This window comes from Pseudomonas fragariae (ex Marin et al. 2024) (genome assembly GCF_059621105.1).
In genome coordinates, this window is record NZ_CM184369.1 from 3,432,533 (window position 1) to 3,453,266 (window position 20,734).

The 20,734-nt window shown below is 60.9% G+C and carries 16 protein-coding genes and 1 tRNA gene; 5 read left to right on the top strand and 12 right to left on the bottom strand.

The features are described from left to right. Positions 1–157 precede the first annotated feature (157 nt). Complete coding sequence (locus tag AC54XV_RS14700; protein WP_003400923.1) at positions 158–535, top strand: YceK/YidQ family lipoprotein; 378 nt, start codon at positions 158–160, stop codon at positions 533–535. 100 nt (positions 536–635) lie between these two features. Here the strand turns inward: AC54XV_RS14700 and AC54XV_RS14705 are convergent, their stop codons facing one another. Then, positions 636–926, bottom strand: coding sequence for a hypothetical protein (locus AC54XV_RS14705; RefSeq protein ID WP_024659478.1), 291 nt, complete (start codon positions 924–926; stop codon positions 636–638). A gap of 307 nt (positions 927–1,233) precedes the next feature. Between AC54XV_RS14705 and AC54XV_RS14710 the strand changes: the two genes are divergently transcribed. Continuing rightward, complete coding sequence (locus tag AC54XV_RS14710) at positions 1,234–2,040, top strand: c-type cytochrome (RefSeq protein WP_058398281.1); 807 nt, start codon at positions 1,234–1,236, stop codon at positions 2,038–2,040. A 156-nt stretch (positions 2,041–2,196) separates the two neighbouring features. On the opposite strand, the gene AC54XV_RS14715 is transcribed toward AC54XV_RS14710, so the two are convergent. From AC54XV_RS14715 to AC54XV_RS14735, 5 genes are all read right to left on the bottom strand, one after another. Next, positions 2,197–2,270: transfer RNA gene (locus AC54XV_RS14715), tRNA-Cys, on the bottom strand. Between the two features lie 200 nt (positions 2,271–2,470). Continuing rightward, complete coding sequence (locus AC54XV_RS14720) at positions 2,471–4,210, bottom strand: tannase/feruloyl esterase family alpha/beta hydrolase (RefSeq protein ID WP_496716979.1); 1,740 nt, start codon at positions 4,208–4,210, stop codon at positions 2,471–2,473. 118 nt (positions 4,211–4,328) lie between these two features. Further along, positions 4,329–5,735 carry an efflux transporter outer membrane subunit gene (locus AC54XV_RS14725; RefSeq protein ID WP_496718954.1) on the bottom strand — a complete coding sequence of 469 codons (1,407 nt, stop codon included), beginning with the start codon at positions 5,733–5,735 and terminating at the stop codon, positions 4,329–4,331. Beyond that, positions 5,735–8,881, bottom strand: coding sequence for an efflux RND transporter permease subunit (locus tag AC54XV_RS14730; RefSeq protein WP_058398279.1), 3,147 nt, complete (start codon positions 8,879–8,881; stop codon positions 5,735–5,737). Before AC54XV_RS14730 ends, AC54XV_RS14725 begins: the two co-directional genes overlap by 1 nt. A gap of 2 nt (positions 8,882–8,883) precedes the next feature. Next, positions 8,884–10,086 carry an efflux RND transporter periplasmic adaptor subunit gene (locus AC54XV_RS14735; RefSeq protein WP_058398278.1) on the bottom strand — a complete coding sequence of 401 codons (1,203 nt, stop codon included), beginning with the start codon at positions 10,084–10,086 and terminating at the stop codon, positions 8,884–8,886. Between the two features lie 144 nt (positions 10,087–10,230). Here AC54XV_RS14735 and baeS point away from each other — a divergent pair, with 144 nt between their 5' ends. Continuing rightward, positions 10,231–11,622, top strand: a complete 1,392-nt coding sequence (gene baeS, locus AC54XV_RS14740) for a sensor histidine kinase efflux regulator BaeS (protein ID WP_003400907.1) — start codon at positions 10,231–10,233, stop codon at positions 11,620–11,622. Continuing rightward, positions 11,619–12,302, top strand: a complete 684-nt coding sequence (locus AC54XV_RS14745) for a response regulator (RefSeq protein WP_058398277.1) — start codon at positions 11,619–11,621, stop codon at positions 12,300–12,302. Before baeS ends, AC54XV_RS14745 begins: the two co-directional genes overlap by 4 nt. A 131-nt stretch (positions 12,303–12,433) precedes the next feature. On the opposite strand, the gene AC54XV_RS14750 is transcribed toward AC54XV_RS14745, so the two are convergent. Genes AC54XV_RS14750 through AC54XV_RS14760 form a run of 3 tightly spaced genes read right to left on the bottom strand, consistent with a single transcriptional unit; the run spans position 12,434 to position 15,509 of the window. After that, positions 12,434–13,834, bottom strand: a complete 1,401-nt coding sequence (locus AC54XV_RS14750) for an LLM class flavin-dependent oxidoreductase (protein ID WP_058398276.1) — start codon at positions 13,832–13,834, stop codon at positions 12,434–12,436. A 4-nt stretch (positions 13,835–13,838) separates the two neighbouring features. Then, positions 13,839–14,279 (bottom strand): acyl-CoA dehydrogenase family protein, encoded by a 441-nt coding sequence (locus tag AC54XV_RS14755; RefSeq protein ID WP_003400904.1) that lies wholly within the window; start codon positions 14,277–14,279, stop codon positions 13,839–13,841. Between the two features lie 15 nt (positions 14,280–14,294). Beyond that, positions 14,295–15,509, bottom strand: a complete 1,215-nt coding sequence (locus AC54XV_RS14760; RefSeq protein ID WP_024642724.1) for an SfnB family sulfur acquisition oxidoreductase — start codon at positions 15,507–15,509, stop codon at positions 14,295–14,297. A 426-nt stretch (positions 15,510–15,935) separates the two neighbouring features. Here AC54XV_RS14760 and AC54XV_RS14765 point away from each other — a divergent pair, with 426 nt between their 5' ends. Next, positions 15,936–17,174 (top strand): acyl-CoA dehydrogenase family protein, encoded by a 1,239-nt coding sequence (locus tag AC54XV_RS14765; RefSeq protein WP_024642723.1) that lies wholly within the window; start codon positions 15,936–15,938, stop codon positions 17,172–17,174. A gap of 7 nt (positions 17,175–17,181) precedes the next feature. Here AC54XV_RS14765 and AC54XV_RS14770 read toward each other — a convergent pair whose 3' ends face one another. From AC54XV_RS14770 to AC54XV_RS14780, 3 genes are read right to left on the bottom strand one after another with little or no spacing between them, the layout of a single operon-like run. Beyond that, a complete protein-coding gene (locus AC54XV_RS14770) occupies positions 17,182–18,168 on the bottom strand; it encodes an ABC transporter permease (protein WP_024642722.1) in 987 nt (328 codons plus the stop codon). Beyond that, a complete protein-coding gene (locus AC54XV_RS14775) occupies positions 18,165–19,169 on the bottom strand; it encodes an ABC transporter permease (protein ID WP_024642721.1) in 1,005 nt (334 codons plus the stop codon). The genes AC54XV_RS14770 and AC54XV_RS14775 overlap by 4 nt, the downstream gene beginning before the upstream one ends. Beyond that, the gene (locus AC54XV_RS14780; protein WP_058398275.1) at positions 19,156–20,727 is read right to left on the bottom strand and encodes a sugar ABC transporter ATP-binding protein; all 1,572 of its coding nucleotides are present in this window, start codon (positions 20,725–20,727) and stop codon (positions 19,156–19,158) included. Before AC54XV_RS14780 ends, AC54XV_RS14775 begins: the two co-directional genes overlap by 14 nt. Positions 20,728–20,734: the final 7 nt, after the last annotated feature.

Sequence of the window (20,734 nt, forward strand, 5' to 3'; positions counted from 1 at the left end):
GACAGGCTGGGTAGCCATGCCAAGCAATAATCGTGCTGTCTGTTTCCAGGGCATCTGCAAGGAAGAACTGTGCACCGTTCACGCGGCATTACAACGTATGTGCCTCATGCGCCTGAACCGCCGTCCTAAACGCATTGAAAATACAGGGAACGTTGTTATGAAGCCAAGTTTCGTAGAGCAAAAACCGTCAGGCAGGTTTCATCGAAAAACCCATGGCATGCTACTGCTGGCACTTGCCTTGACGGGGTGCGGAACAATCAACACCACGTTTAGACCCGATTCCGTCGCAGGTGAAAAGCTCACTGACTGGAAATCAAATTGCTCCTCCATTCCGCGCGTTTACAGCGGGGTCATGCTCGACTTCTGTGAACTGAACGCCGAGCCCAAACAGAGTAGCGCTTATCAGAAGACCAATGCGCCTGAGTGGGTTTTACTGGACATGGGCTTATCAGGCATCGCGGATACGTTGCTCCTGCCCTACACGATTTACCAGCAAAACCAATACGGCTACATCAACGCAAGCCGCTTTAAATAGCGGCTGAGCCAGGTTTTGGAACCCCTCGCGCTCCACTCCCCGACAAGAGCAAAGTACACGGGTACCCCACTCGTCCATTGCGTAAAGCATCAACGAAAGCTCAGGAAAGCTTGAAGGCCTTCAGCGCCTGCTTGGCATTCGCGATCAGGTCAGGCGTCATTGGCTTGCCCTGCCTGTCCAGAAGTACCGGGGTGCATGCGCATCGACAGCGCACGCGGTTATCCCCCTCTGCCCACCAATCGAGCATCTGCTGCCCCGTGAACAACTCGCCATGTCGTTCGATATGCTGCTCCCGACTGGTGGGCGTCAGGGCGGACAGGTGCATGAATTTCACAGTCATCCCGAGGCGCTCTGAATCAGCGATGTCGTTCTGCAACTTGCGAATCCGCATTTCATGAAGTTCAGAATCAGAAATTCTACCGACCAAGGCTGAGCCCTCGTTAAAACACACATAAAATTAATAGACCACTCCAGCAACTCACGCCAGCTTTCAATCGCCTATCAAGCCAGTTTCAGCGGATAACGATCGCACGGCAGGGGTAATACCCGAGCGAATTACCCTTGCTATGGCCACGGGCAGAATGCGAACAAAGAGCCCCGTTCAGGCTTCGCATAGCCTTCAAAATGAGCAAGCCCGCTTTTCACGTCCGTGTGGTCGTGCCAGACTTCTCGCCGTTCACGATAAGGAGCGAGATCCTTTGAAAGCACTTATTTTAGTCGGAGCTCTGTTGCTGAGCGGGCCGGTGTCCGCGGCTCAACTGGACCTGCAGTTGGGGCAGAACAGTCGCACCTGGCAAACGGAAGATTTGCTTACCCATCCTCAACTGCAAGTCATTACCGTTAAAAATGATGTTGCTTACAAGAAGGACATGGTCTATCGCGCCGTGCCTCTGACTGCGCTGCTGACAGGAGTCAAGCCCGGCGACCACCTGCAGGCAGTCGCTCTGGACGGGTTTGCCGCAGAGCTGGCCGCTGCACCCTTACTCAACGATAAAGGCGCACGGGCCTGGCTGGCGATTGAAGACCCTGCCCATCCGTGGCCCCCTTTGGCCGCTGACAAGCCCAGTGCAGGGCCTTTCTACCTGGTATGGACGGACCCTCAGGCTGGTAATATCAGCCCGGAGCAATGGCCATTTGAAGTGGCCAGCATCAAGCGTATGACTCCCGTTGCCGAGCGCTTCCCTGCTCTGTTGCCGGATCCTGCGCTCAAGATTGATGATCCGGTCAATCAAGGGTTCGCGCTATTTCAGAAAAACTGTCTGGCTTGTCATCGTTTGAACGGCGCGGGGGACGCACAGTTTGGGCCTGATCTGAATATTCCCTACAACCCGACCGAGTATCTGGGAATGGACTTCCTCAAGCTCTACATTCGCAACCCTCAGGATTTGCGTCAGTGGCCGCAGGCGAAGATGCCGGCGTTTTCGGAAGCGGTTTTGCCGGATGCAGACTTGCAGATGCTGATGGCCTATCTGCACCATATGGCTGGACGCAAGATAAAGCCTTGATACCGGCGGGCCACTTCAGCCAGGAGATAACGAAGTGCGTACAGCGCAGGGTCAGGGCCGTTGCGCAGCCTTCAACATGAGGAGATTTCGGAACTCCTCACTTTTCAGCGCCCAATAAAAAACCCCGCAGACGTTAATCTGCGGGGCTTTGAATAGTGGAGGCCGAGGTCGGAATCGAACCGGCGTAGGCGGATTTGCAATCCGCTGCATAACCATTTTGCTACTCGGCCTCAAACGAAAGATGCTTCACTTGAACATCAAACGTATTTTGATTTCGCGGGAAACCTGTATTTCTTTGGCTTCCAACCCATTGAATCTAAAGGGTTTTTTTCAATTCCTCGCTCAGGAATGGACGCAATTCTGTACTGGTTCGCATGCCATGTCAAGAACGAGGAGAAAATAATTCGCCTACGCTGTACCCGTGCAATCGTTACTGCGCCTGACGTTCCAGGGGCGTATAGGGTTTGAAGAACGCGCTGCCCATCCATTGCGGTGTTTTTTCCGTAGTCAGCGGCTGGGCGCGCTGGTAGCTGTTTGCGTTTTTCGCGTAGCCCTTGTGGTCGTACTCGGCCATGAACGGGTACGGGAAGACCTTGCGGGTGCGTCCGCGATTGCCCACGTTTTCCTTGACCATGGACGCCGGCAGCGACTGTGCCAGCGGTATCTGCCTGTTGCCGGCCTTGTCGGGGCCTGCCTGCCTGACAACGATGGCATCCGGGGCCCGGCTTTTTTCGACCCAGGCCATGACCGGTGTCAGCAGATCGACCAGGCTTGGCCCTTCCCCGCCGCCGCAGTGATAGACGCCGGGCAGCATGTACAGCCTCGAGAACGCCTCGGTGCGGGTCTTGCCCATCTCGGCTTCAAGCGCCTCGTGATACGCCAGGGTGTTGAGCGGTGAGACGTTCGGGTCAGCCCAGCCGTGCCAGAGGATCAGCTTGCCGCCGCGGTTGGCGAATGGCGAAAGATCAGGGTTGGTAGCGTCGTACAGCGCATGCAGCGGGCGCAGTTGGTCAAAGGTTTTTTTGTCGAAGTCCAGCGCATTCAAATCGAAACTTGCAGGCGGGTTCTTCTCGAACACGACATTGCGAATGGCCTCCAGCGCGGCCTTTTCGCTGTACACCGTCTGATCGGCGCTGACCGGCACGAACACGCCAGCCCAGGCCAGTTCCGAGCCCGGCTGCGGGCCGCCCAGGGTCAGCCGCTCGCCACTGGCGGCGTCTTTCGGGCCTTCGTAAAAGCGTCTGACCGTGGCCACCTCCGCTGCGCTCAGGCACGTGGCGGGGTCGGCAGATGCCTTGCATTGCAACGCCGCGGGGTCGAAGTGGCAGATACGCGGATCCGCTATGAGGCCATCGATCTGCCCGTCCAGCAGATCGCATTGGTCGAGTACGGCCTTGTGCAACAACGGCAATCGTGAAGCGAGCAGAATCGGCTTGCCGTCCGCGCCGCGGTTGGAGCGCGCCATCCAGCCGTGATACAGGGTTTTCTGCACTTGAAAGTTGAGCGCCGGGGCTCCGGCAATGATGCCGTCGAAATCGTCAGGGTATCGCTGTGCTTCGATCAACGCCTCGCGGCCGCCGTCCGAGCAGCCACTGAAGTAGGCGTATTCTGCTTTGCGGCCATAGAACGCGGCGATCAGTTTCTTCGAGGCCAGCGCAGTGAGGTGCACACCACGATGGGCGAAATCGGCACGCTTTTGCGGGTCGTCGCCAAAATGCTCGTCTGCCGCCCGATGGCCCATGTCGGTTGAAGCCACCGCGAATCCGCCAGCACTCAGGGATGTGCAGCCATCAGCGGCGCGCACGGTCGAGTTGACGTTGCCACACAATCCGCCGCAGCCGACTTGCAGATAGCGCTGCTCCCAGGTGCCGGTTGGCAGCTCGAGCCTGAAGTTGATCTCCGGCGCCAGCCGGGCTTCTACGGCACACACCGCAACACCGTCACGCGTCGATTCACTGGCCGCCAGCACACGACTGCCCTGCCCGCCGATATCACTGAGTTCCACGCTGCTTAGTGCAGCACAGTTGCTGACCGGTTTGACCACTGCAAGCCGGGACGTGTTGTCGGTGGTTGCAGAAGATGCCATACGGGCCAGAGCCGGTGTCTGAATGCTGAGTGAAGTGACCAGCAGCAACAAGGCGTAGGCGTACTTCGGCTGGGAGGGTTTCATGAGAACTCCTGTTCATGAAGGATCAAAACCACAGTGCGAACCCATAAATGGCCGCACTGTGCGTAAGGGTAAAACGTTTAAGCCTGGCGATTATTCAAAAGCCAGTAGAAAAAAACCATCACCGATTCCATCCGCCGCCCATGACCTTGTAGAGCGTGACGCGGTTGCTCTGCTCTGTGAGACGCAGGGAAATCAGGTCCTGCTCGGCACTGTAAAGCGAGCGTTGCGACTCGAGCGCCTCCAGATAACTCTGCGATCCGCCGCGGTACAGGGCGTCGGCCAGTTCGTAGCTTCTGCGGCTGGCATCGGTGTAGGCCTGCTGCGCGGCAAGCCGCTCATCCAGCGTGCTGCGCACCGCCAAGGCATCGGCCACTTCCTTGAATGCGGTCTGGATCGTCTGCTGATAGGTCTGAATCTGGATCTGGTTCTCGACCTTGGCCAAGTCCAGCGTGGCCCGATTGGCGCCGCCATCGAAAATCGGCACGCTGATACTTGGCGCAAAGCTCCACGCGCCGGTTCCGGACTTGAACAGGCCTGACAGGCTGGTGCTGGAAGAGCCTGCACTGGCAGTCAGGGTGATACTGGGGAAGAACGCCGCACGCGCGGCACCGATATCAATGTTCGCGGCTTTGAGTGTGTGCTCGGCGCTCAGCACGTCCGGGCGACGTTGCAGGAGGCTGGAAGGCAGGCCATCCGGCACCTGCACCAATTGCGCCACCGACTGCATGTCGGCATTGGGCAGCAGTTCCTCCGGTAGATCGCTGCCGACCAGCAAGCGCAAGGCGTTACGGTCCTGAAGAATCTGGCTTTTATATTGCGCGACATCGCCCCTCGCCGATTCGACCGTTGTCTGCGCCTGAGCCACTTCCAGTCCGGAAGAACCGCCCAGCGCATGGCTGCTTCTGGTCAGCTCGTAGCTTTTCTGCTGACTGGCCAGCGTGTCTTCGGCGAGTTTCAGAAGCTGGTTGTCGGCGGCCAGGGTCAGCCAGCCGGTCGCCACTTCGGCGATCAGGCTGATCTGCGTGCTGCGCCGGGTTTCGGTCAACGCCAGGTAATCCTCGAGCGCTTCGTCCTGAAGGTTCTGGATACGCCCGAACACATCCAGCTCATAGCTGCTCAAGCCCAACTGCGCGCTGTACTCGTGGCTGATCGACGACTTTCCGGTCATCGAGGTCGATGACGGCGTGCGTGTATGCGTGCCGCTGCCACTGGCATCAATGGTCGGCAGGCTCGCCGCCCGCTCGATGCGATATTGCGCCTGCGCTTTCTCGACGTTGAGGCTGGCCAGGCGCAGGTCGCGGTTATTCACCAGCGCCAGGGTCTGCAGGCGCACCAGGCGGTTATCGATGAAAAAATTCTGCCATTCGACGTCCGTGGGCACGCTGCCCGACGCGGCCGGTTGGCCAGCCGTCCCCGGCAGCCATTGGCTTGAGACCGGCGCTTCAGGGCGCTGATAGTCCGGGGCCAGATTGACGCAGCCCGCAAGCAGCGCCGTGACGGCCAGCGAAGGCCAGAAAAGACGCATCATGCTTCACCTGTAGATGTGGGTTGAGCCGCCGGATCATTGCCTGACGAACGACTGAAGCGGCGACGTACTTCGACGAAGAACAGCGGCACCAGGAAAATCCCCAGCACGGTGGCGCTGAACATGCCGCCCAGTACGCCCGTGCCGATCGCATTACGTCCGGCCGAGCCTGCACCGCTGCTGAGGGCCAGCGGCAGCACACCGAACATGAACGCCAGTGAAGTCATCAGAATCGGACGCAGCCGTTGCCGGGCGGCAAGAAGGGTCGCTTCATGCAGGCTTTTGCCCTGTTCCTGAAGATGCTTGGCGAACTCGACGATCAGGATCGCGTTTTTCGCCGCCAGGCCCACCGTGGTCAGCAAGCCCACCTGGAAGTACACGTCATTGCTCAAGCCACTGATCCGCGTCGCCAGTACCGCGCCGACCACACCCAGCGGCACCACAAGCATGACCGAGAACGGCACCGACCAGCTCTCGTACAAGGCGGCCAGACAGAGAAACACGAACAACACGGAAATGGCGTAGAGCATCGGCGCCTGGGAGCCGGACAGGCGCAGTTGATAGGACTGCCCGGTCCACTCGTAACCGATGCCTTCGGGAAGTTGCTTGATGATGGCTTCAACGGCATCCATCGCGGTACCCGAGCTGACACCTGGCGCAGGATCGCCCACCACCTCAAGTGACGAGCTGCCGTTGTAACGCTCCAGCAGGGGCGAACCGTAGCTCCAGCTGCTGCTGGCGAACGACGAGAACGGGACCATTTCGTCATTGCTGTTGCGCACGAACCAATGGTCCAGATCGGCTGATTGCATGCGCGAAGCGGCCTCGCCCTGCACGTAGACTTTCTTCACTCGCCCCTGATTGAGGAAGTCATTGATGTAGCTGCCGCCCAGCGCTGTGGACAGGGTCGAGTTGATGTCGCTGGTGGACAGGCTCAGTGCACCGGCCTTGCGGTCGTCGATGGTCACTTTCAACTGCGGAGTGTCGTCCAGGCCGTTGCTGCGCACGCCCAGCATGCTCGAGTCCTTTCTCGCCAGCTCGATAAACTGCTCGCGTGCCGCCACCAGTGCCTCATGCCCCACCCCGCCAAGGTCCTTGAGTTGCACGTCGAACCCCGAACTCTGCCCCAGGCCGCGTACCGCAGGAGGCTGCATGACAAACACGCTGGCGTCGCCGATGCTCGCCAGGGCCAGCGTCGCGCGCTGTGCTACCTGCGCCGCACCCTGCTCCTTGCCGGACCGCTCGCTCCAGTCCTTGAGCTTGATGAACGCCCTGGCGGTGTTCTGACTGTTACCGCCCATCCCCAGCCCGGAAATACTGATCAACGCCTCGACTTCCGGCTGTTTGAGCATGTAAGCCTCGAACTGCCGCATCACCGCCTGTGTACGGCTGTCGGTAGCGCCCACCGGCAGCTGGATCTGCGCCATCAGTGCGCCCTGGTCTTCATCCGGCAAAAACGATGTGGGCAGGCTGACGTAACCCACCGCCATGACCACCAGCACCAGCGCATACACCAGCAGCCCCTTTACGCGATGTTCGATGACTCCGCTCACGCCTCGCTGATAGCGGTCGGCACTGCGGTCGAACGTGCGGTTGAACCAGCCGAAAAAGCCACCCCGTTTTGCATGCAGTTGCGCATCCGAGGCTTTGAGCATCGTTGCGCACAACGCCGGCGTCAGGGTCATTGCAACCAGCACCGAAAGCAGCATGGCCGAAACGATGGTCACCGAAAACTGCCGGTAGATAATCCCGGTGGAACCGCTGAAAAAGGCCATCGGAATGAACACGGCGCTCAGCACCAACGCGATACCGATCAGCGCGCTGGTGATTTCGTCCATTGATTTGCGGGTCGCTTCCAGCGGGCTCAGGTGCTCTTCGCCCATGACCCGCTCGACGTTTTCCACCACCACAATGGCATCGTCGACCAGCAGGCCGATGGCCAGGACCATCGCGAACATGGTCAGGGTGTTGATCGAATAGCCGAACAGCGCCAGCACGCCGAACGTGCCCAGCAGCACCACCGGCACGGTAATCGCCGGAATCAGCGTGGCACGCAGGTTCTGCATGAACAGAAACATGATCAGCACCACCAACGCGATCGCCTCACCCAGCGACTTCACCACCTCCTTGATCGACAGGCTCACGAATGGCGTCGTGTCATAGGCAATGACTGTTTTCAGCTGCATTTGCGCGGGGTAGAACGGTTCCAGTTCCTTGAGTTTGGCCTTGATCGCTTCGCCAACACTCAGCGCGTTTGCACCTGACGCCAGTTGAATACCCATTGCGGCAGCCGGCCGGCCATTGAGCGCCGAGTTGATGTCATAGCTCTCGCTGCCCAACTCCACCCGTGCCACATCGCGCAAGAGCACAACAGCGCCGTCACTGGAAGATTTGACGACCACGTTCTCGAACTGCTCGGGCGTCTGCAGCTTGCTGCGGGCGCTGATGGTCGCATTCAGTTGCTGACCTTCAACCGCGGGCAAGGCCCCCAACTGGCCTGCCGAGACCTCGGTGTTCTGCGCCTCCAGGGCCGAGCTGATGTCGGAGGGCATCAGCGAATACTTTTCCATCCTGGCCGGGTCCAGCCAGATACGCATCGCGTACCCCGAACCCAGGGTCTGCACGTCGCCGACACCATCCACACGGCTCAGTTGATCGAGCAGCGTGCTGGAAATGTAATCACCAATCTGCGTGCCGGTGACGCTTTCGTTGTCGGAGGCAAGGGCGACCAGCATCAGGAAGTCGGAACTGCCCTTGGTCACCGTCAAGCCTTCACTCTGCACGCTTTGCGGCAGGCGCGATTCGGCCTGCTGCAACTTGTTCTGCACCTGCATCTGCGCCACATCAGGGTCGGTGCCTGCGGCGAAGGTCAGGCTGATGCTCGCACTGCCCGCAGAGCTGCTGGAGGCGGACATGTAAGTCAGCCGGTCCAGCCCCTTCATCTGCTGCTCGATGACCTGCGTGACGGAGTCTTCGACGGTCTTGGCCGATGCGCCAGTGTAGGTGGCGGAGATTTTTACCGTCGGCGGCGCGATATCGGGGTATTGCTCAAGGGGCAGCTGGCTGATGGACAGCCCGCCGGCGAACATGATGCAGATGGCAATGACCCAGGCGAAGATGGGCCGATCGATGAAGAAACGAGCCATGTTCAGCCCTCCTTCACGGTAGCGGCAGTAGCCGACGCGCCAGGCGCTGGCGAATCGGCGTTGTCAGCGTTCTGCACGCTCACCTCGGTGCCGACCGGGGTTTTCTGCCCGCCTTCGACCACCACCTGATCATTGGCCTTGAGCCCGCTGCTCACCCACCACTGGTTGCCCACCGTGCGGTCGACGCTGATCACCCGCTGCTCGATCTTGCCGTCAACCACCAGCAACACCGTGGTCTGGCCACTGGCACTGCGGGTGACGGCCTTTTGCGGTATCAGGATCGCATTCTGATCCTGCGCCTGTTCCAGCACCGCCACCACGTACATGCCGGGCAGCAACAGCCGTTCTGGGTTGGCAAAGCTGGCACGCAGCGTCACGGTGCCGGTGCCTTCATTGACGCTGACGCCGCTGAATTGCAGGCGGCCATCCTGGTTGTAGGTGCTGCCGTCATCCAGCTTGAGGGTGATGCGGGCTTCCCCGTCGCTGTTGGTTTGCAGCTTGCCGCTGGCCAGGTCGCGCTTGAGACGCAGCAACTCGGTGGTGGACTGGGTGACATCGACATAAATCGGGTCGAGCTGCTGAACCGTGGTCAGCGCGGTGTCCTGCTGGGCCACCACCAATGCACCGGGGGTCACGGTCGAGGTCTCGATGCGGCCGCTGATGGGCGCGGTAATCCGTGTGTAGGCCAGATTGATGCGTGCGGTCTGCACATCGGCCTCCGCCACTTTCACCTCGGCGGCGGCAGTCAGCAGGCTGGCCTCGGCGTCTTCTTTATCCTGCTGGCTGATGGCGTCGATCTTGGCCAACTGCACATCGCGTTTGGCGGTGGCCTGTGCGGACTTGAGCGTGGCACGGGACTTGGCGAGCGTGGCCTGCGATTCTGCCAGAGCCGCCTGGTAGGTCGCACTGTCGAGTTGGTACAACGGCTGACCGGCTTTGATTTCGGCACCTTCGACGAACAGTCGCTGCTGCACGATGCCGCTGACCTGGGGCCGTATCTCGGCAACCATGAACGCTTTGGTGCGCCCCGCCAGCTCGGTGGTCAGCGACTGGCTGCGCGGTTTGACGGTGACCACCGACACGCTCGGTTTCTCCGCAGCAGGCGGCGAATCACCGTCAGAACAACCGCTCAGAAGACCGATAAGGGCTGCGTAGATGACAAAGGTCAAAGTCATCAGGTATTTGGCGAAAATCTTGCTCGACATGATTGCCTCAGGACGTTGTGGCGAAAGCCTGACGTCAGAGTGCGAGGCAAATGTGCAGGAAAATTGAAGATTGCCGCGTTGACTTGAAACTTGCTGTCACGAAGGCCTAAATGGACGCCGTCTTCACGTAAAACCCGGGCCTTCATGAAATCGAGCATCTCCACCAAACTGTTTGTCGCGGTACTGGCCAGCGTGCTGTCAGTGATCCTGATCATGGGCCTGACCGCGAACTGGAGTTTTGCCCGCGGCTTTCTGGGCTACCTCAACGAACAGGCCATGCAACGCATGTCGCCGGTCCTGCCGCGGTTGGCCGCTGCCTATGCACGCGAAGGCAGTTGGGAATTCATGCGTGACAACAAGGATCGCTGGTTCGAAGTGATGCGCCCGGAACCGGCACAGGATTTCGCCATCCCCGGGCTGGCGACACCGCCTACTTCCGACTTGACCGGCGCGGTGTTCCGGATCGCGCTGCTGGATGCGCAGAAGAACCTGGTGATGGGCTTTCCAGGGGTCCATGACGATGAATTCATGCGCCCGGTGGAAGTCGACGGCAACGTCGTTGGCTGGATGGCGGTCACGCCCTTTCAAAGTGTCAGCGAAGCCGGTGGCGAGCGCTTTCAGCAGTACCAGTTGCGCGCCAGCCTGGCGATGGGCGTGCTGTCACTGCTGCTGGCGGTGCTGATTGCCTGGTGGATCGCGCGCACCCTGCTTGATCCGGTCAAGCGGGTGGCCGCAGCAACCCATCGCCTCGCCGCAGGTGAATACGCCAGCCGCGTGGCGGTGTCCTCCAACGACGAGGTGGGTCAACTGGCGCGCGACTTCAACCAGCTGGCGTACACCCTGGAACGCAATGAGAAGATGCGCCGCGAATTCATGGCCGATGTGTCCCATGAGCTGCGCACCCCGCTGTCGGTCTTGCGTGGCGAACTGGAAGCCATCGAGGATGGCGTGCGCACACTGGATCAGGCATCGATGAAGTCCCTGCAGGGCGAAGTCGGCATGCTCAGCAAGCTGGTGGATGATCTGTATGAGCTGTCCCTGGCGGATGTGGGCGCCCTGACCTACCGCAAGGTCGACTGTGACCTGGCGGAGCTGCTGACGAATATCACTGACATGTTCGAAGAGCGTTGCGCAGCCCGTCAGTTGCATTTGCAGTTGGAGCTTGCTGGCGGAGCTCTGCCGGTGCATGCAGACCCAGGGCGCCTGCAGCAATTGATCGGCAACCTTCTGGAAAACTCGGTGCGCTACACCGATGCCGGGGGGACAGTGCATGTGCGTGCCGCTTTGCAGGGCGATGAGGTGCGCGTCGATGTGATGGATTCCGGACCCGGCGTCGACCCGCAGCAATTGCCCAGACTGTTCGAACGCTTCTATCGCGGTGAAACCTCGCGTAACCGCGCCAGCGGCGGTGCGGGTCTGGGGTTGGCGATCTGTCACAGCATCGCCCTCGCCCACGGCGGCACCCTGAGCGCCGACCACTCGCCCACAGGCGGCCTCTGGCTGACCCTGTGCCTGCCAGGACACCTGCGCCCATGACCGCTGCCAGCCTCGACACACCGATTCTCATTGTCGAAGATGAGCCCAAGCTGGCGTCGCTGATGCGCGACTACCTGATCGCGGCCGGCTATTCGACACACTGCCTGAGTAACGGGCTGGACGTTGTGCCTGCTGTCAGAGCGAACGCGCCACAACTGATCCTGCTCGACATCATGCTGCCTGGCCGCGATGGCATGGACATCTGCAAGGAACTGCGCAGCTTCAGCGATGTGCCCATTGTCATGATCACCGCACGCGTCGAGGAAATCGACCGGTTGCTGGGCCTGGACCTCGGTGCCGACGACTATATCTGCAAACCGTTCAGCCCACGAGAGATGGTCGCTCGCGTCAAAGCCATTCTGCGTCGGAGCTCTTCCAGCGAGCCGCACACGCCCAAAGGTTTGCAGGTGGACGAAGCGCATTACCAGGCCTCGTTCAACGGGGTCACCCTGGACCTGACCCCGGTGGAACTGCGTCTGCTGGCTACCTTTGCCCGCTCACCGGGCCGGGTCTTCTCCCGTGACCACTTGCTGGACAGGCTCTACTCGGATCACCGCGTAGTGACCGACCGCACCGTGGACAGCCACATCCGCAACCTGCGCCGCAAACTGGAACAGACCTGCCCGGGTCAGGACCCGATCCAGTCGCTGTACGGGGTGGGTTACAAGCTGGAGTTGTGACCGGTGCTGTGCGCAGCATGGGTACGATAGTTACAGGACGATCGTTCCTTACGCTCCAGTGGAATGCCTGTCGTGACGCTCCGCGTCAAGAATCTACGCCGCGCCGCCTGCGCGACGACAGTCATCACATTTCAGGCACTCTCCGTCTGCCGGTTGCGATGCAGCGCAGCCAGGTCGCGGAATCCGGCACCCGGATGCCCTGCTTCCAGGCGTGGCCCGTCGCCAAACAGCTTCTCGCGCAACGTGCCCTTGGCGTATTCGGTCTTGTAGACGCCGCGCTTCTGGAGCTCCGGCACCAACAGCTCGACCGCATCGATGAAGGTTTCATGGGTCAGTGCGTAAGCCAGGTTGAATCCATCGACGTCGGTTTCTTCAACCCACTCCTGCAATAGGTCGGCCACGGTTTCCGGGCTGCCGACAAACAGCGGGCCGAAGCCACCGATTCCGACCCAATCGGCCAGTGCCCGCGGCGTCCATATCGTGTTCGGGTCTGCCGTGGAAAAGGTCTCGACGGCCGACTGAATGGCATTGGTGTGAACGTGGCGCAGGGGTTCGTCGGGCTTGAACTGGCTGAAGTCGATACCGGTCCAGCCGGAAATCAAGGCCATTGCGCCCTCATAACTGACCCAGCTTTTGTATTCCTCGAATTTGGCCCTGGCCTTGGCATCCGTCTCGCCGAGGATCACCGTCTGCAAATTGAAAATCAGCACCTTGGACGGGTCGCGGCCAGCCTCTGCGGTGCGCCGGCGGATATCGGCCACGGTCTTTTTCAGCAGCACTTTCGAGGGCGCTGCAACGAAAACGCATTCGGCGTGCTCGGCGGCGAACTGCCTGCCGCGGCTTGACGCGCCAGCCTGATAGAGCACAGGCGTGCGTTGCGGCGACGGCTCGCACAAGTGGATGCCAGGCACCTGGAAGTGTTTGCCGACATGGCGAATCTCATGGATTTTGCTCGGATCACTGAATACACGGCGCTCCCGGTCACGCAGAATCGCGCCGTCTTCCCAACTGCCTTCCCAGAGTTTGTAACAAACCTCCAGATACTCCTCTGCGTAGTCGTAACGCGCGTCGTGTTCGGTAAGGGTTTTCTGGCCCAGGTTCTTCGCGCCGCTTTCCAGATACGAGGTGACGATATTCCAGCCTGCGCGCCCCTTGGTCAGGTGATCCAGCGTCGACAGGCGACGGGCAAACGGATAGGGATGTTCGAACGACAGCGACGCCGTCACACCGAAGCCCAGGTGCTCGGTCACCAGCGCCATGGGCGGGATGAGCTGCAACGGGTCATTGACCGGCACCTGGGTGGCCTGGCGAATCGCCGCCTCGCCGTTGCCGCGATACACGTCATAAATGCCCAGCACATCGGCAATGAACAACCCATCGAACTTGCCGCGCTCGAGGATTTTCGCCAGATCGGTCCAGTATTCGAGGTCCTTGTACTGCCAGGAGCGGTCGCGCGGATGCGCCCAGAGGCCCGGCGATTGATGTCCGACGCAGTTCATGTCAAACGCGTTGAGGCGGATTTGGCGGGACATACACTTACTCCTGAAGCTGTGGCGGAACCACGCCGTTGAGGCGTTGATTGCCGATAACCTGATAGTGCCAGCGCAGCGGCTCGCGACCGGCCGGGGCTGACAATGACGGGCGCTGCCCGGTCAATTCGTATTGAATATTGCCCACCGCCTGCAAAGCATCGGCGCTGGCAATGACCGCTTCGCTGCTGGCGATCAGGCGTTGCTCGGCCGAACCGTCCAGCCGCCGGGCGCGCTCCAGCAGCGCGGCGGCGACGTCCAGACGAATCTGCAGATCCCCGACCTTGCTGATCACGTAGGGCTCATCGATGATGCGCTGCAGGCCACTGAGCGACCACGGCCGACCATGCTCACGCAGGTAATCGAGGGTGTCTTGCAGGCCCTGGCGCGCCTGATCGAGGTCTTCGGTGGCGACCGCCAGTTGTGCGGTAATTGCGGGATGCGTCATGGGCGTACTCCTTGATCAGTTCCAGGCGTGACGTGGCGGTGCGATACCGTTGAGCACCTGATTGCCGATCAGGTGGTATTTCCAGCGCGCCGGGTCATGCAGCGTGTGGGTCCGCGCGTTGCGCCAGTAACGGTCCAGATTGAGTTTGCCGGGCACCGAGCGGGTGCCGGCCAGTTCGAACAGCTGGCTGCTGGCGAGCAAGGCAATCTGCGCCGACAGCACCTTGGCCTGGGCGACGATCACCGAGGCCTGTGCGACGCTGGCCTCACTGGGTTCGGCCAGGGCATGGTCGATGGCCTGCCCGGCTTTGGCGAGGATCGCGTCGGTACCGTGCAGCCGCCACTGCAAGTCGCCGATGGCGGCAATACTGAACGGGTCCTGCCAGCCGAAATCCTGCTTGCTGTCGATCCATGGGCGGGCCAGCCGGGCATGCTTCAGGGTTTCCTCGAACGCGCCGTGAGCAATGCCAGTGTCCACCGCCGCCTGAATGATCTGCGAAATCGGCCCATTGGCCGTCGGTTCGTCGAAAGCGCGATGCGCCGGGATCACCGCACTCGAGGGTACGCGAACGGCCTTTAACACCGCCCCGCCACTGGCCGTGGTGCGCTGCCCGAAACCGTCCCAGTTATCGATGATGGTCAGGCCCGGGTTGTCGCGCTCGACGAAGGCGATGAACGCCTGATTCTGCTCGTTGACGCCGGAAACCGGCACGATGTGCGCGAACAGGGCACCGGTGCAGTAGAACTTTTCGCCGTCCAGCACCGCGTACTCGCCCTCGAAGCGAATCCGGGTCTGAAAGGCGCCGGCGTTCTTGCTTTTCGACTCGGAGAACGCATTGCCGAAGCGGTAGCCGGCCAGCGCCTTGCCGAAGTAGTAGCGCTTCTGCGCCTCGGTGCCGGTCTGCAAGAGAATATCGAGCACGCCCAGATGGTTCTGCGGGATTTGCCCGAGTGACGGGTCGGCGGCAGAAATGAGCTTGATCACTTCCGCGACGGTGACATAGGAAACGCCCGCACCGCCGTAGGCCTTGGGTACGGTAATGGCCCACAGGCCGCTGGCGGAGAACTCATCCAGCTCGGCGACTGGCAGACGCCGTTCGCGATCACGCACTGAAGCTTCTTCAGCGAAGCGACCCGCCAGTGCCCTGGCTACTTCAATGGCTTCGGCGTCCGAGCCAATGACGTGCGCTGCGGGAGGTGCGGCAGTTGCAAGGGAGGAAGGGAAACTCATGGACAGGCTCCTGCTCGTTGGCGACAGGTTGAAAACACTCAACACGCTTGACCCTGAACACTGCACAGCCCGTGCCTAAAAATATTTACCTTTAAAAGCAATAAGTTGCGAAGCAATCCACATGAATAGCCGCACCCTGCAGCGCAAAATGTTCGAACGCTGTTGCTGGCCGAACAGCGGCGCACTCGCAGCGCATCCAGCGCAGACACAGGTATTTCAGGGCTGACGAGCTGCCGACGTGGCTGACGACGCGGTGGGATTTGCCAACCAGCAGTCATGCCACTGTTGGCTGATCAACAAGAAAACCATCGCCCCACAAATAAATCATTAAAATCAGTCAGTTACATTCAGGCACAAAGCATGCAAAGAGTCCGACGAACCTTCCACCGGCCCGTGTGCCGATGTCTTCGCGCTCAGGAGTACTGCATGACTCAAACAACCGGCTCGAACCCGCTCTCGCTGGGGACCGATTACGAAACCCTGGCCAACCGATTTCGCCCGATCTTCCGTGAGATCGGCGCTGGCAGCGTCGAACGCGAAAAAGCCCGCGCCCTGCCCCATGAACCGATTGCCTGGCTGCAGAAAGCCGGTTTCGGCGCTGTGCGTGTGCCTATCGAATATGGCGGTGCAGGTGCTTCGATCAGCCAGCTGTTTCAACTGCTGATCGAGCTGGCCGAAGCCGATTCGAACATTCCGCAAGCCCTGCGTGCGCACTTCGCCTTTGTCGAGGACCGTCTGAATGCACCGCCCGGCGCTGACCGTGACCAATGGTTTGCACGCTTTGTCGCCGGGGATCTGGTGGGTAACGGCTGGACCGAAGTCGGCGCGGTGAAAATCGGCGATGTGATGACCAAGGTCAGCCCGCAAGGCGATGGTTTCGTGCTCAACGGCACCAAGTACTACAGCACCGGCAGCATCTTTGCCGACTGGATCGACGTCTATGCCCAGCGCTCCGATACCGGCGCCGATGTGATCGCGGTGGTCGACGCCAGGCATGCCGGCGTGCGTCACAGTGATGACTGGGACGGGTTCGGCCAGCGCACCACCGGCAGCGGCACCTCGGTCTACGACAACGTACCGCTGCCGGCCACCCACGTCATACCGTTCGAGCAACGCTTCAAATACCAGACCGCGTTTTATCAATTGGTGCTGCTGGCGGTGCTGGCCGGTATCGGTCGAGCCGTCGAACGCGACATCGCTCAGGAAGTGCGCGATCGCAAACGTGTCTTCAGCCATGGCAACGCCGGGAGCGTCAGCCAGGACTCACAAGTGCAGCAAGTAGTCGGTCAGATCGCTGCCCAGGTCTATGCCGCCGAGGCCGCAACGCTGCGCTCCGCCGAGCCGTTGCAGCGTGCCTACGTGGCGCGCTTCGGCAATGACCCACAACGGGAAAAAGACGCCAATATCGCCGCCGAAATCGAAACCGCCAAGGCCCAGGTGATCGTCTCGGAACTGGTGCTGCGCGCTGCCAGCGATCTGTTCAACGCACTAGGCGCTTCAGGTGTCAGCGTCAACAAGGCGCTGGACCGCCACTGGCGCAATGCGCGCACAGCCGCCTCGCACAATCCGCTGATCTACAAGGCGCGCATTGTCGGTGACTGGCGCATCAACGGCACCGAGCCGCCGTTTGTCTGGCAGATCGGCAGCGGTAAAGGCAACGCGTAAGGAGCACTTACGCCGCGTTACGCAGCAGGTGGCGACTGGTGAAACTGAACGCCAGCACCAGAAAGATCAGTGCCCCGGTCGCAACCTGCTGCCAATAGAAGTTCCAGCCGATCAACAACAGGCCATTGGCGATCACGTTGATGAACAGCACACCCAAAAGTGTGCCCGGAATATTCGGACGCCCTTGACGACTGAGTGTCGTACCGATGAACACGGCGCCGATGGCATTGATCAGGTAAGCGTTGCCCGACATCGGTACGTAGGCATTGACCGTAGAGCTGAGCAGGATACCCGCCACCGCACAGGCCAGCGCGCTGGCGAAAAACACCTGCATGGCAATGCGTCGCGTGGGCAAGCCCGAGTAATACGCCAGTTGCGGCTGCGTGCCCAGCGCAAGGATTTCCCGCCCCAGACGTCCGCGCGCCAGGATCAGCCCGTAAAGCGCTGCCAGCACGCCGACCACCAGCAGCGGCAATGGCACGCCGAGGATCAACACAGCGCTGATACCCGGCAACGCGCCCTGAGCGATATAGATCGGCTGGCCACCGTCGGATAACAACTGCTGCACGCTGGTACCGATAAACAGCGTCCCCAGGGTCGCCAGAAACGGCGAAATACGCAGCCCGGCGATCAGCATTGCGTTGAACGCCCCGGCGATGCCCCCTGCCAGCATAGCCACCGCAACGGCCGCGCCCAGACCATGACCACCATTCAGGGTGACCACAAAACCCAGGCTGGCAAAGTCCAGCGCCGTGCCCACCGACAGATCGATACCGCCAGCCGCAACAGCCCAGGTCATGCCGATCGCCACGATGGCCAACAACACGAAGTTGTTCAGCACCAGACTCGACAGGTTGCCCCAACTCAGAAAGCCCGGTGCATTGATCGCGAAAAACAGCAGGATGACCAGCACCAACAGCGGCAGCACCGCTGGCAACAGGCGCGGCAGAACCTTTATCAGCGTCGAAGAGGTACTCAGGGTCAGCGTACTCATTGTTCACCCTCCCGGCGGCCGAATGCCCCGGAAAATGCCACCACCAGCAGAATCAACACGCCTTGCACGCCGTTGACCCAGAAGCTGGAAATGTTCAGCAATTGAAAGCCATTGATCAGAAAGCCCAGCAGCAGCGTCGCCAACAGGGTGCCGGGAATGTTCGCGGTCAGACGCCGCGAAAACACCACGCCGAGAAAGGCGATAGCCACCACTGACAGCAGCATGTCACCGGAACCGGTCGTGCTGCCGCTGAAAAACGCTGCGGAACAGAACGCGGCAATGGCGGCGCATCCGCCGGCAATCAGGTAGCTGGCGAACACATAGCGCCGCAGATTCAACCCGGCAGCCTCGGCTGCTTGCGGGTATTCGCCGATGGCGTACAGACGCAGGCCGAACGCGCTGTGCTGAATCAACAGCCACAACACCGCCGCGACACCCAGCAGCACCCAGGCCAACGCCGGAACACCCAGCCAGATGCCGGACGCCAGGCTGTCCAGCAACGCAGAATCGGTCGCCAGCACAGTGTTCTGGGTCAGCACCAGCTCCAGGCCGGCAATCAGGTTCATGCTCGCCAGCGTTGCCAGTAACGGCGGCAAGCGTAAAAACACCACCGCCAGACCGTTGAACGCGCCGACCAGCAGGCCGCAGCCGAGCGTCAGGCCAATCGCTTGCCAGGCATCGAACCCGGCGTTGTTCAGGCTGCTGTAAACGGCCGCACACAGACCGAGATTGGCCGCCAGCGACAGGTCCAGGCCGCCACTGACCACATTGGAACCACCACCGATGACCACACAGGTCAGGCCCAGCGCGAGTATGCCGAGCGTTGCTGACTGGGCGAACACATTGCTGATGTTGCCAAGGCTGAGAAAGTTCGGCGCACTGATGGCAAAGCCGAGCAGAATCGCCAGAAATACCAGCAACGAACCGCGCTGCGCCAGTTGCACGAGCCAGCGTTGCGCTGGATCGCCAGCCTGCGCAACGGATAGATCAAGCGCGGACATAGAGGGCCTCCGCAGGGAATGATTGGCTGTCATGGTCGCTTTCAGTGGCGCCCGTGGCGCAGGCCAGCAACTGGTCGCTGTCGGTGTTCAATGAGTCGAATTCGCCTGCAACGCGCCCTCTGTGCAGGACCACAATGCGCTGAGTGATGCCGATCAGCTCCGGCAAGTCCGACGACAGCACCAGCACCGCTGCGCCGCCCTCGGCAAGCCGGGCTATCAACCGGTAGATTTCCACCTTGGCGCCGATATCGACACCGACGCTGGGCTCGTCCAGCAGGTATAACGTCGAATGGCGGCTCAGCCATTTGCCCAGCGCAACCTTCTGCTGGTTGCCACCGCTGAGCGCGTGCACCGGCGCATCATGGCCTGAGGTCTTGATTGCCAGTTCATCGATCAGCTGTTGGCTTTCCCCGGCCTGCGCCGCAGCGTCGAGCAATCCCCAGCGGCTGAAGCGCCCCAGGCTGGCCAGGGTGATGTTCTCCAGCACCGAAAGCGCCGGTGCCACGCCGTGTGTGCGGCGCTCCTCGGGGACCAGCGCGATGCCATGGCGTACCGCGTCACGCGGTGATTTCAGCTGCAACCGCTGACCGTTCAAGAGCAATTCACCGCGATCCGGCTTGAGCAGCCCGAACAGACTCTTGAGCAGCTCCTTGGCACCCGAGCCGACCAGCCCGGTCAGGCCCAGCACTTCACCACGCCGCACGCTCAGGTCAACGCCGTCGTAGAAGCGCCCTGCCCCCAGTCCGCGCAGTTGAAGCACTGGCGCGCCGGGTAATGTCCGGGCACGGAAATATTGCTCGCCTACCTCGCGATTGACCATCAGCCGGGCGATCTGCGCGGTGCTGGTGAGAGCCGGATCGACCACCGCCACATCGCGTCCGTTACGCAGCACGGTGACCTGATCACACAGCGATTCGATCTCCTGCAAGTAGTGGGAAATGTAGACAATGGTCAGTCCTTCATCGCGCAGGCGGCGGACGATGTCCAGTAAGCGGTCCACCTCCTGCTTGACCAGTGACACACTCGGCTCGTCGAACACCAGTACCTTCGGCTTGGCCAGCAACGCGCGAGTGATCTGCAGTATTTGCCGCTGGGCGCTGTCCAGATCGCGTACCAGCGCCCTGGCGGGCAGGCGCATGGCAAAGTAATCGTCCAGAAGCCTTGCCGCCTCGCGCTCCTGGGCGCGTCGATCGACGAAGGGGCCACGCTTGATTTCCTGCCCGAAAAACAAGGCCTCGCCGACACTGAAGCTGCCCGGCAGGAGTCGCTCCTGATGAATGAAGTGCACGCCTGCAGCCTCGACCTGACGCGGCGTGAAATTGTCGAACGGCTGGCCATGAATACTCAAATGGCCGGCATCGGCACGATGAATACCGGCGAGAACCTTGATCAGGGTCGACTTGCCCGCCCCGTTTTCCCCCACCAGCCCGTGAATCGTTCCGGCCTCGACCCGCAGGTTGACGCCGTCCAGCGCCTGGGTGACGCCAAAGCGCTTGCTGATACCCTTCAAGTGCAAGGCTGGTGGCAGCGCCGCAACGTCTGTAATCGCTGATCCCATGATCGAT

Bases quoted from the DNA above. Each gene is read 5' to 3' on its own strand.
- AC54XV_RS14700 (WP_003400923.1), top strand. From the start codon at position 158: ATGAAGCCAAGTTTCGTAGAGCAAAAACCGTCAGGCAGGTTTCATCGA.
- AC54XV_RS14705 (WP_024659478.1), bottom strand. From the start codon at position 926: ATGCGGATTCGCAAGTTGCAGAACGACATCGCTGATTCAGAGCGCCTC.
- AC54XV_RS14720 (WP_496716979.1), bottom strand. From the start codon at position 4,210: ATGAAACCCTCCCAGCCGAAGTACGCCTACGCCTTGTTGCTGCTGGTC.
- AC54XV_RS14725 (WP_496718954.1), bottom strand. From the start codon at position 5,735: ATGCGTCTTTTCTGGCCTTCGCTGGCCGTCACGGCGCTGCTTGCGGGC.
- AC54XV_RS14730 (WP_058398279.1), bottom strand. From the start codon at position 8,881: ATGGCTCGTTTCTTCATCGATCGGCCCATCTTCGCCTGGGTCATTGCC.
- AC54XV_RS14735 (WP_058398278.1), bottom strand. From the start codon at position 10,086: ATGTCGAGCAAGATTTTCGCCAAATACCTGATGACTTTGACCTTTGTC.
- baeS (WP_003400907.1), top strand. From the start codon at position 10,231: ATGAAATCGAGCATCTCCACCAAACTGTTTGTCGCGGTACTGGCCAGC.
- AC54XV_RS14745 (WP_058398277.1), top strand. From the start codon at position 11,619: ATGACCGCTGCCAGCCTCGACACACCGATTCTCATTGTCGAAGATGAG.
- AC54XV_RS14750 (WP_058398276.1), bottom strand. From the start codon at position 13,834: ATGTCCCGCCAAATCCGCCTCAACGCGTTTGACATGAACTGCGTCGGA.
- AC54XV_RS14755 (WP_003400904.1), bottom strand. From the start codon at position 14,279: ATGACGCATCCCGCAATTACCGCACAACTGGCGGTCGCCACCGAAGAC.
- AC54XV_RS14760 (WP_024642724.1), bottom strand. From the start codon at position 15,509: ATGAGTTTCCCTTCCTCCCTTGCAACTGCCGCACCTCCCGCAGCGCAC.
- AC54XV_RS14765 (WP_024642723.1), top strand. From the start codon at position 15,936: ATGACTCAAACAACCGGCTCGAACCCGCTCTCGCTGGGGACCGATTAC.
- AC54XV_RS14770 (WP_024642722.1), bottom strand. From the start codon at position 18,168: ATGAGTACGCTGACCCTGAGTACCTCTTCGACGCTGATAAAGGTTCTG.
- AC54XV_RS14775 (WP_024642721.1), bottom strand. From the start codon at position 19,169: ATGTCCGCGCTTGATCTATCCGTTGCGCAGGCTGGCGATCCAGCGCAA.
- AC54XV_RS14780 (WP_058398275.1), bottom strand. From the start codon at position 20,727: ATGGGATCAGCGATTACAGACGTTGCGGCGCTGCCACCAGCCTTGCAC.